The organism is Mycobacterium sp. G7A2, from assembly GCF_041902445.1.
Classification (GTDB): domain Bacteria; phylum Actinomycetota; class Actinomycetes; order Mycobacteriales; family Mycobacteriaceae; genus Mycobacterium.
The window spans coordinates 1,706,338-1,717,703 of record NZ_CP169251.1; the positions used below are offsets into that span (position 1 = coordinate 1,706,338).

Here is an 11,366-nt window from a genome sequence, read left to right on the forward strand (position 1 = left end):
GGAACCGTTACTGAGGTGAAGGCGGATGGTGACCGGTCGCTAGAGTCGTGCGCATCAACGACCCCGCACCCGCCCCAGCAACGTCAGGCTCCCTTCTGGCGGCCCGGCTGTCAGCCGTAGCGCCGCTGCTGCTGATCGCGAGCATCGCCGCGCGACTGGCGTGGACGTATCTGGTGCCCACCGGCGCGAATTTCGTTGACCTGCACGTCTATGTCGGTGGCGCCGCCACCCTGGGCCGGCCCGGCGAGCTCTACGACTTTGTCTACGCCGACCAGACCCCGGACTTTCCGCTGCCGTTCACCTATCCGCCGTTCGCCGCCGTGGTGTTCTATCCGTTGACGCTGGTGCCGTTCGGGCTGTTGGCGCTGGCCTGGCAACTCGGCATCGTCGCTGCGCTTTACGGGGTGGTGCGGACCAGCCAGCGCCTGCTGACCGTCGCGCCTTGTCACGACGCCCGGCGTGTCGCAATGCTGTGGACGGCGGTCGGTATCTGGACCGAGCCCCTTCGCAGTACGTTCGACTACGGCCAGATCAACGTCGTCCTGGTGCTGGCCGTGCTCGGTGCGGTGTACAGCAGCCGGTGGTGGCTCTCCGGCCTGCTGGTGGGCCTGGCCGCGGGCGTGAAGCTGACGCCGGCGGTGTCGGGTCTGTACTTCCTCGGCGCCCGGCGTTGGGGCGCGGCGGTGTTCTCGGGCGTCGTGTTCGTCGCCACGGTCGGCCTCTCGCTGCTCGTCGTCGGTGACCAGGCCCGTTATTACTTCACCGACCTGCTCGGTGACGCGGACCGGGTCGGACCGGTCGGCACGTCGTTCAACCAGTCCTGGCGGGGTGCCATTTCGCGGATCCTCGGTTATGACGCCGGATACGGGCCGTGGGTGCTGGCGGGGATCGTGGTGACCGCGGCGCTGGCGCTGCTGGCGTGGCGAGCGGTCGGTGGTGCACGGGATCGGTTGGCCGCCATCGTGATCGTGCAGTTGTTCGGCCTGCTCTTGTCGCCGATCTCGTGGACGCATCACTGGGTGTGGGTGATTCCGCTGATGATCTGGCTGCTGCACGGTCCACTGGCCCGTCGACCCGGCGCCCGGGTGCTCGGGTGGGGCTGGCTGGCGCTCACCCTGGTCGGGCTGCCCTGGCTGCTGAGCTTTGCCCAGCCGACGATCTGGGAGATCTCGCGCCCCTGGTATCTGGCCTGGGCCGGGCTGATCTACCCCGTCGCCTCGCTGGTGACGCTGGCGTGGGTCGCGGTAGATGGGCGTTCTTCCCAACGTCGCGGTTGATGTCAGGAGACCGACGTCGCCGGTGACGGGGGCGGTTCCACCGAAGCCTGCGCGCGTCCGAACAGGAAGCCCTGGCCGAGTTCACAACCCCACTCGACGAGCTCGCCACACTGATCCTGTTTCTCGATTCCCTCGGCGATGACCGTCAGGCGCAGACTGGCCGCCATACTCAGAATCGCCTTGACGATCGCCTCGCACCGAGCGTCGTCGGGCAGGCCACGAACGAATTGCTTGTCGATCTTGAGGATGTCGATCGGCAGATCGAGGATTCTGACCAGGCTGCTGAAACCGGTGCCGACGTCGTCGATCGCGATGAGCACGCCCATTCGGCGCAGGCGCTCCAGGTCGGCCTTGGCCGAATCCTCGGCCCGGCCGGCGTGGGTTTCGGTCAGCTCCAGAACGAGCCGGTCCGGGCTGAGACCGGTCTTCTCGAGCGCGTCGAGCACGTCGGCGTGCAGGTCGCCCACTTCCAACTGTCTGCCCGAGATGTTCACGTGCATCGCCGAATCAGCCATTGCGCCGGTCCACTGCTGGGCGTGGCGGCATGCCAGCAGAAGTGCGCGTCGTCCGATGGCGGGCATGTGCGACGAAGTCTCGGCGGCGCACAGGAACTCGTCCGGCGCGAGCAGCCCCCACCGGGGGTGTTGCCAACGCAGAAGGGCTTCGGCCGCCACCGGGACACCCGTGCGAAGGTCGACGATCGGCTGGAAATGCACGACGAACTCGTCACGCTGCACGGCTCTGCCCAACTCGGGCACCAGTGCCGCCGCGCGCAGGGCAACGAGATCCTGCGATGGATCCTCGATGGTCACGCGGTCCTTGCCGAGTTGCTTGGCGTGGTACATCAACCTGTCGGCTCGTTGGACGAGCTCTTCGGCGTTGTTCTCCCGCTCCGAGATCACCACGCCCGCGCTTGCCGACAATTGGTTGTAGCTCACTCCGTCGGCAAGCTCGACAGGTCGGCCGATCGCTTCCCGGATTCGGTCGGCCACCCGCTGCAGCTGGCCGAGGCTCGAGACATCAGGACACAACACCACGAACTCGTCCCCACCCAGGCGGGCGGCGGTGTCGGCTGCTCTGATCGATGCTTCGATGCGCTTGGCCACCACTTTGAGCACCTCGTCACCCTGGGCGTGGCCCCAGGTGTCGTTGACGGTCTTGAACCCGTCGAGGTCGAGGAAGATCAGCCCGACGCGTCGGGTGTCGTCGCGGTCGGCACCGACCATGGCCCGCTCGATGCGGTCCATGAACAGCAGCCGGTTGGCCAGGCCGGTCAATCCGTCATGCAACGCCAGCCGCTGCAGTTCAGCTTCGGCACTCTTGCGGATGGTGATGTCCTCCACCAGACAGATGCCGTACGGCTGGGAGTCCTGCGGAGCGACGACCGAGGCGGACACCGCACCCCACAGCAGCGAGCCGTCAGCGCGCCGGAACGCTGCCTCCTCGTCGAAGGTGTCGCCGGCCTCGAGGTCGGCGAGTTCGCCCAAACCGATTGCTTCTCTGTGGTTTTCGCTGCCGTCGAGGTCGTGGACCGTCAACCGCAGCACGTCGACGGTCGAGCGGCCCAGAATGTTCGCCATGGCTTGATTGCAGCGTGTGATGCGTCCCGAACCACCTGGGCCGACCTCGAACATGAACATGCCCATCGGAGCGGTGTCGAACGCGAGACGAAACCGCTCTTCGCTTTCCATCAGTGCGACCTCGGCGGCCTTCTGCTCGGTGATGTCTGTGGCGACGCCGATGTAGCCCGTGCAGCGGCCGTCCTCGCCGGTCATCTGAGAGACGGCGAGACTGACGGCGGCATGGGTCCCGTCGCGGCGTACGAACGTCCATTCGCGCACCTCGGCTCTGCCCGGCGCCACCTTGTGCACCAGCACCTCGAAGCCGTCGGGGATGCCGAGTTCTTCTGCCCGGGAGCGGATCTCGGAGGCGAGGTGAAGAGTTGTCAGTTGTCGTCCGAGCATCTCGTCCTCGGTCCAGCCGAGTAGTCGCTCCGCCCCGTGGTTGAACACGGTGATGCGCCCCGTCGGGTCGGTGCCGACGATCGCCTGCTCGGACGCGGCGTTCAGCACACCGGCGAACAGGTCACGGGCGATCCGGAGTTCGGAGATCAGTCGTGCGCGCGAATCGCGGAACAACGCCAACGCCAGCACGACGATCGTCAGACTGCACACCATGGCCTGCGAGAGCAGGGCACGTGTCTGGACGTCCGCGACGATCAGAGAACCCCGGTCCGACAGGGTGGCCAAGGTGATCCAGACACCGGCGAAGACGAGAAACACCGTGCTGACCGTGGTGCTGTAGCGCAGCGCCACCCAGGTCGCGGGCACCAAAGCCAGGAAGGCCAACGGGATGCCGGTGTTCAGCCAGAAGTTCCAGAGGAACACCGCCACGACGCCCGCGCCGGTCAACAGGGCCTCGGCGATCGCCCGGGGTCTCGGCTTGAGCTTCGGTCGTGCCCAGGTGAGGTCCTGCACGCGGAGATAGAGGGCGACACCCAGCAGCGCCGAGGTGCCGTTTCGCACGGCGAACAGCGCGAACGTCTCACCGAGGGCCGCCTGAGTGAGCGGTCCCAGGTAAACCGTCGCCACGGCGGCCGCGGCGCAGCTCCCCCCTGCGACGGCGCCGATCAACTGCGCGAGATCCGCGGGATCGCGCAACGCGACATCGACGCGCCGCGAGGTGAGAAGCGAGACCGTCACCACGGCCAGAACGACGTTGACGAGGACGAACCAGGCGCTGAGTGCCAGCGCAGCACCCGTCGCGAGGTTCACGACGAAGGTTGTGGCACCCAACAGCAGCACGTGCACGAGTCGTTGTGACTGCCCACAACGACGCGTCGCGAGCAGCCAGATGACCGCCACCGCCGCGGCCGGCCACACCAGGGCCACCTCGCCACCACCGAGCCGGGTGGCCCGACCTGCGAATACGGCAAATGCATACGCCAGCGGAAACGCGATCAGAGCGAGCGCGCTCCTACGTCGATCCACCGCACCCCCTTCGGTCCCGGGTGCCCCTCACCAGGATGCGGTCAAGATCAAGCTTTCGGGGGGTTATTCGCAGACTCGGCAAATCGCCCGGGGGTATCCACTTCCGGGGCGCATGCCGACCGGCGCGCGCAGGGGGGGCGCGCGCTCTGCCATGGGCCCGGCCCCAATGCCCCCACGGGCAGGGGCAACGCTAAGAACTCAGCCCACGATCCCGTCGATCTCGCGAGCCATCTGCACGTCCTTGTCGGTGATGCCACCTTCAGAATGCGTGACAAGTGCGAATGTCACTGTCCGCCATCGGATGTCGATGTCGGGATGATGATCCTGGGCCTCCGCGTGCTCGGCCACCCGGCGCACGGCGTCGATGCCGTCGAGGAAGGCGGGGAACTTGATGGAACGTCGCAGCGCACCGTCAGCGCGTTCCCAGCCGGCGAGGTCGGGCAGTGCGGCGTCTACCTGGTCGTCCGTTAACACAGCCATGTCCTCGACGGTACCGTCAGCGTCGATGGCCCAACAGATCGTCGTCGCCGGAGCGCTGATCTCGGCCGCCCGTCTTCTGGTGGCCCAGCGTGCGCGACCACCGCAGCTGGCCGGCTTGTGGGAGCTGCCCGGCGGGAAGGCGGATCCGGGGGAGAGCGACGCCGCCGCCCTGGCCCGCGAACTCCGGGAGGAACTCGGCATCGAGGTGACGGTCGGGGCGCGCCTGGGTGCTGACGTGGCGCTCAGCGAGACACTGACGATGCGCGCCTACGTCGTCACCCACCAGGCCGGCGAGCTTCGACCCCACGACCACCGGGCGCTGCGCTGGATCCGCGCCGATGAACTCGACGCGCTGGCGTGGGTGCCGGCCGACCGGGCGTGGCTGCCCGACCTGGCGCGGGCACTGTGCGCCGCGCAGAGCGCCGGCCAGGCCGAGACGTCGACTCAGTAGTGCAGGCGGTCGCCGACGACCCGCACGTTCGACCGGTCGGCCGGGTGCGTCAACGCGTGCAGCGGGTGTGTGAGCACCGGATGGCGACACTGCGGGCACGAGGCCTGTGGGGCGTTGCGGGAGTTGAACGTCAGGTGATGGCACGCCGCGCAGCGCACCACGTAGAACGCCCCGATCCAATTGGCCAGACCGAGGTAGAAGGCCACCGTCGTCGTCACGGCCAGCAACGCGACGAGAACCGCTGTAGGGATCAGATAAACCGTCATGATCGGCACCTCCAGAACACGCCTGACGGATACCTCGACGGTACTCCGGAAACAGTTCGCGATCAGGACTTCCGTGCGCGCTTGTACACCTTCTCGAGCTCCTTTCCGCGCAATCCGCTCAACTCGGCTTTGTGGACCTTGTTGATCACCACCGGGCAGCGTTTGCAGCGGGGCTTGCTGCGGCAGCATTTCTTCTTCGGTTTCTGGGCGGCGAGCTTGCTCGGCTTCACGTGAGCTGTCTCTCTCGTTTTCGCGATCGGCGCTGTGCACTGCGACAATCACCGGCGTGAATTCACGCCCCGCTTTTCGCAACGTCGCCATTGTGGCCCACGTCGACCACGGCAAGACCACCCTGGTCGATGCGATGCTGCGCCAGTCGGGGGCGCTGACCCACCGCGGCGACGACGCGATCGAACGCCTGATGGACTCCGGTGACCTGGAAAAAGAAAAGGGCATCACCATCCTGGCGAAGAACACCGCCGTGCACCGGGCGCACGCCGACGGCAGTGTCACCGTGATCAACGTCATCGACACCCCCGGCCACGCCGACTTCGGCGGCGAGGTCGAGCGCGGGCTGTCGATGGTCGACGGTGTCGTGCTGCTGGTCGACGCATCCGAGGGCCCGCTGCCCCAGACCCGGTTCGTGCTGCGCAAGGCGCTGGCCGCCCACCTGCCGGTGATCCTGGTGGTCAACAAGACCGACCGGCCCGACGCGCGTATCGCCGAGGTCGTCGAGGAGAGCCACGACCTGCTGCTCGACGTCGCCTCCGACCTCGACGACGAGGCGCAGGCGGCCGCCGAGAAGGCGCTGGACCTGCCGACGCTGTACGCCTCCGGGCGGGCCGGTATCGCCAGCACCACCCAGCCCGCCAACGGCGAGAATCCCGACGGCGAGAACCTCGACCCGCTGTTCGACGTGCTGCTCGAGCACATCCCGGCCCCCCAGGGCGATCCCGAGGCGCCGTTGCAGGCGCTCGTCACCAACCTCGACGCGTCGGCGTTCCTCGGCCGTCTGGCCCTCATCCGGATCTACAAGGGACGGATCAAGAAGGGGCAGCAGGTCGCATGGATGCGCGACGTCGACGGTCATCCGGTCATCACCAGCGCCAAGATCACCGAGCTGCTCCGCACGGTCGGCGTCGAGCGCACCCCGACCGACACCGCCGAAGCCGGCGACATCGTCGCGATCGCGGGCATCCCCGAGATCATGATCGGCGACACGCTCGCCGACCCCGAACATGCGCACGCGCTACCGCGCATCACCGTCGACGAACCCGCGATCTCGGTGACCATCGGCACCAACACCTCCCCGCTGGCCGGGCGCGTGTCCGGGCACAAACTCACCGCGCGCATGGTGAAGAACCGTCTGGACACCGAGCTCATCGGCAACGTGTCCATCAAGGTCGTCGACATCGGCCGCCCCGACGCCTGGGAGGTCCAGGGCCGTGGTGAGTTGGCGTTGGCGGTTCTCGTCGAGCAGATGCGCCGCGAGGGCTTCGAGTTGACCGTCGGAAAGCCGCAGGTCGTCACCCGCACCATCGACGGCAAGCTGCATGAGCCGTTCGAGGCACTGACCATCGACTGCCCGGAGGAGTACGTCGGCGCCATCACCCAGTTGATGGCCGCCCGCAAGGGCCGCATGGAGGAGATGGCCAACCACGCCGCCGGATGGGTGCGCATGGACTTCATCGTCCCCAGCCGCGGCCTGATCGGGTTCCGTACCGACTTCCTGACCGAAACCCGCGGCACCGGCATCGCCAACGCCGTGTTCGACGGGTACCGGCCCTGGGCCGGGGAGATCCGGGCCCGCCACACCGGGTCGCTGGTCTCCGACCGCTCGGGCACCATCACGCCGTTCGCGATGATCCAGCTCGCCGACCGCGGGCAGTTCTTCGTCGAACCCGGTCAGGACACCTACGAAGGCCAGGTGGTGGGAATCAATCCCCGCGCCGAGGACCTCGACATCAACATCACCCGCGAAAAGAAGCTGACGAACATGCGCAGCTCCACCGCCGACGTCATCGAGACCCTGGCCCGCCCGCTGGAGCTGGACCTCGAGAAGGCGATGGAGTTCTGCGCCTCCGACGAATGCGTCGAGGTCACTCCCGAGATCGTGCGGGTTCGCAAGGTCGAGCTGACCGCGTCGCTGCGCGCCAGGGCCAAAGCTCGGGCCAAGGCGCGGGGATAGTCGATAGCTACCCTGTACAGCGTGCCGACGACTCCGCGACGCGTCAGCGCCGTCCGGTGGTCGGCGCTGGTGGTGATCCCGATGGTGCTGGCCGTGGTGTCCGGCTGCACCGTCAGCCCGCCGCCCGCCCCGCAGAGCACCGACACCACCGAGTCGACGCCACCGCCGCCGGTCAAGGTCACCCAGATCATCATGGGCATCGACTCGATCGGCCCCGGCTTCAACGCCCATCTGCTCTCTGACCAGTCGCCGGTTAACGCCGCGATCAGCTCGCTGGTGCTGCCGAGCACCTTCCGCCCCGTCCCGGATCCCCGGACGCCGACGGGGTCGCGCTGGGAGATGGACAGCTCGCTGCTGGAATCCGCGGAGGTCACCAGCCAGGACCCGTTCACCGTCACCTACAAGATCCGGCCGGAAGCCCAGTGGACCGACAACGCGCCGATCGCCGCCGACGACTTCTGGTACCTCTGGCGCCAGATGGTCAGCCAGCCCGGCACCGTGGATCCCGCAGGCTACGACCTGATCACCGGGGTGCAGTCCGTCGAAGGCGGCAAGACCGCGGTGGTGACGTTCTCGCAGCCCTATCCGGCGTGGCGGGAGCTGTTCAACGACATCCTGCCGGCGCACATCGTCAAGGACATCCCGGGCGGGTTCGCCGCCGGGCTGTCCCGCGCGATGCCCGTCACCGGTGGGCAGTTCCGCGTCGAGACGATCGACCCGCAGCGCGACGAGATCCTGCTGGCCCGCAACGACCGGTACTGGGGTGAGCCCGCCACACCCGATCTGATCCTGTTCCGCCGTGCCGGTGCCTCCGCCGCGCTGGCCGACTCGATCCGCAACGGCGACACCCAGGTCGCGCAGGTGCACGGCGGCGCCGCGGCGTTCGCGCAGCTCTCGGCGATCCCCGATGTGCGCACTGCGCGGATCGTCACCCCCCGCGTCATGCAGCTGACGCTGCGCGCCCGGCAGCCCGCGCTGGGCGAAACCCGGGTGCGTGAAGCGATTCTCGGCCTGCTCGACGTGGACCTGCTGGCCGCGGTCGGTGCCGGCGACGACAACACGGTCACGCTGGCGCAGGCCCAGGTGCGCTCCCCGTCCGATCCCGGCTACGTGCCCACGGCCCCACCGGCGATGTCGCAGGAGGAAGCGCTGTCGATGCTGGTCGAGGAGGGCTACCAGATCGACTCGGTCGAGACCTCCGCCCCGCCCTCGCCTGTCCCCGGCCCGCCGGAGAACCACCGCGGCAGGCTCACCCGCGACGGCGAGCCGTTGACGATGGTGATCGGGGTCGCCGACGACGATCCGACGTCGGCGGCCGTTGCCAACACCGCCGCCGACCAGTTGCGTTCGGTGGGCATCGACGCATCGGTGTCGGCGCTGGATCCTGTCGTTCTCTACGGTGACGCGCTGACCAACAACACCGTCGACGCCGTCGTCGGGTGGCGGCAGGCGGGCGGCGATCTGGCGACCGCACTGGCTTCGCGGTACGGCTGCCCGGCGCTGCAGGCCACCCCCGTGCCGACCACCACGGCGCTGCCCTCGGGGACACCGGCCTCCTCGACGACCACCCCGGCAAGGCCGGCGCCTCCTCCGGAGCCGCCGGGCACCACCACCGCGGTGACGCCCGCGCCGGCCCCGGAATCCGACGAACTCATCCAGGCGCCGAGCAACATCACCGGGATCTGTGATCCGAGCATCCAGCCGCTGATCGATGCGGCGCTGCGTGGCGCCCGGCCCGTCGGCGAGGTGATCGACGACGTCGAGCCGGTGCTGTGGGACATGGCGGCGGTACTGCCGATCCTGCAGGACACCACGATCGTCGCCGCGGGGCCCAGCGTGCGGAACGTCAGCCTGAGCGGGGCGGTGCCCGTCGGCATCGTCGGCGACGCCGGCGAGTGGGTCAAGCTCCGTCAGTAGCCGCTCCCCGCTGGGTCTGTTTCAGCGGCTCGCGGCTCGGTTTGTTTTAGCGGCTCGCCGCTGGGTCTGTTTTAGCGGCTCGCCGCTGTGCCGGTTTTAGCGGCTCGCCGCTGGGTTTGTTTTAGCGGCTCGCCGCTGTGCGATCACGTGCGCGCCCCACGCGCTCAGCCCGAACACCGCCAGCAGCCACAGCGGCGGGCGGGCGAGTTCCCACACGAACAACGCCGCGAACAGCGGTGATCGCTGCGTGATCGCCAGCACCCCGGCCGCGCACGTCAACGACACCGCCGCGACGTTCAGCCCGGCCCCGGCCCACTGGTTGAGCGCCAGCGCGACGATCGACCCCGCCGCCGCTCCGGTCGCCAACGCCGGGGTGATCAGCCCGCCGACGGCGCCGGCCCGCAGGAACAGCGCCGTCAGCAGCGGCTTGAGCACCAGGATCGCCACCGCGGCGACCAGGGTGAGCCCGCTGTTGACGCTCACCTGAAGGATGCTGCGGCCGTTGCCGGGAAGCTCGGGCAGCCACAGCGAGCAGACACCGGTCAGCAAGCCGGCCGCCGCGATCGCCGGGATCAACCGCCAGGACCGCGGCTGCACTGTCGGACGGGCGTTGGCCATCACCGCGTCGAACGTCAAACCGACCGCCGCCGCCAGCGGCGCGAGGGCCAAAGCCAGGAACACGAACAGATACGACACGTCGGCCTGAGGCCACTGCACTGCGTGCTCGAAATGGGTGACCGGCGCCGCCACCGCGACCGCCAGGCTGGAGGTGATCAGTGCGACGCCCAACACCCGGGGATGCCACGTGCCCATCAGGATCCGCGCGGCGAACAACGCCCCGCCCAATGGCACGGCGTACACGGCGCCCAGGCCGGCGCCGGCCGCACACGCGAGCAGGATGTCGCGGTCGCGGGCCGTCAACGCCAACTTCGACGTACCCAGATCCCCCCACGACGCCGCCAGCTGACGGGGCGCGCCCTCCCGGCCCAGCGACGCCCCGGACCCGACCAGCAGTACCTGCAACGCGGCGTCGATCGACAATGCGCGCCGCGGCAGCGGCCCACCGGTGCCGACCGCTTCGGGGATCGCCGCCCCCAACGTCGGAACTTCGCGCTGCCGACGCAGCCACCACCAACCCAGCCCGGCCAGCGCGCCACCGAGCATCGGGCCCAGCGCGCGGCGCAGGTGGCCGCTGCCTTCCACGCCGGACAGCAGGGTTCCCAGGCTGTAGTGATAGGTGGCGTGTTCGATCGCGTGCAGCAGCAGCGTCGTCGCCGCACCAGCCACCCCGGCGAGCAGCCCGACGATGACGATGGCGCACCAGAACTGAACGGCACGTCGTCGCACGCGCCGAATCTATGCCAATCCTGGCGACTACGTGCCGTCCCGGCGGGCCCGGGCCACCCGCGTCACCAGTGCGACGTCGTCACGGTTCGCGCGGCGGAACGCGCCACCAGCGGCCACGAACTCGTCGCCGTGGGCCTTCAGATGGCGGGCGAACAACGGGCACACCGGCACCAGGGTGAGATTCCGGCGGATGCTGTCCGCGAGCGCCTCCCGCACCAGCAGGCCGGCCAGGCCGCGACCGCCGAACTCCTCGTCGACCTCGGTGTGAAAGAAGATCCGTTCGCCCCGCTGGACTGGCGAATCCATGAACTCGGCCTTGCCGACCGGCGCCCCGTCGTCGAATCCGATGGTGTAGGCGCCGATCGGGCTCGTGTCGTCGAATCTGATCGTCACTGCGGCGCCGGTCCGGTCGGTCACGCGCACCGGACGGTCAATCCCTCGGTCATGGTC

The 11,366-nt window shown here is 68.7% G+C and carries 10 protein-coding genes; 4 read left to right on the forward strand and 6 right to left on the reverse strand.

Going from position 1 to position 11,366, the window contains the following annotated elements:
* Positions 1 to 47 precede the first annotated feature (47 nt).
* Positions 48 to 1,277 carry a mannosyltransferase gene (locus tag ACEWX3_RS08425; protein ID WP_207068309.1) on the forward strand — a complete coding sequence of 410 codons (1,230 nt, stop codon included), beginning with the start codon at positions 48 to 50 and terminating at the stop codon, positions 1,275 to 1,277.
* A gap of 2 nt (positions 1,278 to 1,279) precedes the next feature.
* Here ACEWX3_RS08425 and ACEWX3_RS08430 read toward each other — a convergent pair whose 3' ends face one another.
* Positions 1,280 to 4,267, reverse strand: a complete 2,988-nt coding sequence (locus ACEWX3_RS08430; protein WP_374159167.1) for an EAL domain-containing protein — start codon at positions 4,265 to 4,267, stop codon at positions 1,280 to 1,282.
* A 198-nt stretch (positions 4,268 to 4,465) separates the two neighbouring features.
* Complete coding sequence (locus ACEWX3_RS08435) at positions 4,466 to 4,747, reverse strand: 4a-hydroxytetrahydrobiopterin dehydratase (protein WP_207068307.1); 282 nt, start codon at positions 4,745 to 4,747, stop codon at positions 4,466 to 4,468.
* A 25-nt stretch (positions 4,748 to 4,772) separates the two neighbouring features.
* On the opposite strand from ACEWX3_RS08435, the gene ACEWX3_RS08440 reads away from it, so the two are divergent.
* Entirely contained in the window at positions 4,773 to 5,198 is a 426-nt protein-coding gene (locus ACEWX3_RS08440; RefSeq protein ID WP_221362323.1) for a (deoxy)nucleoside triphosphate pyrophosphohydrolase, read from the forward strand.
* Here ACEWX3_RS08440 and ACEWX3_RS08445 read toward each other — a convergent pair.
* A complete protein-coding gene (locus ACEWX3_RS08445; RefSeq protein ID WP_152518230.1) occupies positions 5,192 to 5,464 on the reverse strand; it encodes a hypothetical protein in 273 nt (90 codons plus the stop codon). The two genes, ACEWX3_RS08440 and ACEWX3_RS08445, sit on opposite strands and share 7 nt — an antisense overlap.
* Positions 5,465 to 5,526: 62 nt before the next feature.
* On the reverse strand, positions 5,527 to 5,694 hold the full coding sequence (locus ACEWX3_RS08450) for a hypothetical protein (protein ID WP_207068305.1): 168 nt from the start codon (positions 5,692 to 5,694) through the stop codon (positions 5,527 to 5,529).
* 56 nt (positions 5,695 to 5,750) lie between these two features.
* Here ACEWX3_RS08450 and typA point away from each other — a divergent pair, with 56 nt between their 5' ends.
* Positions 5,751 to 7,652 carry a translational GTPase TypA gene (gene typA / locus ACEWX3_RS08455; RefSeq protein ID WP_173012087.1) on the forward strand — a complete coding sequence of 634 codons (1,902 nt, stop codon included), beginning with the start codon at positions 5,751 to 5,753 and terminating at the stop codon, positions 7,650 to 7,652.
* An 81-nt stretch (positions 7,653 to 7,733) separates the two neighbouring features.
* Positions 7,734 to 9,569, forward strand: coding sequence for an ABC transporter family substrate-binding protein (locus ACEWX3_RS08460; protein ID WP_207068364.1), 1,836 nt, complete (start codon positions 7,734 to 7,736; stop codon positions 9,567 to 9,569).
* A 96-nt stretch (positions 9,570 to 9,665) separates the two neighbouring features.
* Here ACEWX3_RS08460 and ACEWX3_RS08465 read toward each other — a convergent pair whose 3' ends face one another.
* The gene (locus ACEWX3_RS08465) at positions 9,666 to 10,916 is read right to left on the reverse strand and encodes a chloride channel protein (protein WP_374159168.1); all 1,251 of its coding nucleotides are present in this window, start codon (positions 10,914 to 10,916) and stop codon (positions 9,666 to 9,668) included.
* A gap of 27 nt (positions 10,917 to 10,943) precedes the next feature.
* On the reverse strand, positions 10,944 to 11,333 hold the full coding sequence (locus ACEWX3_RS08470; RefSeq protein WP_286183458.1) for a GNAT family N-acetyltransferase: 390 nt from the start codon (positions 11,331 to 11,333) through the stop codon (positions 10,944 to 10,946).
* Between the last annotated feature and the right edge of the window lie 33 nt (positions 11,334 to 11,366).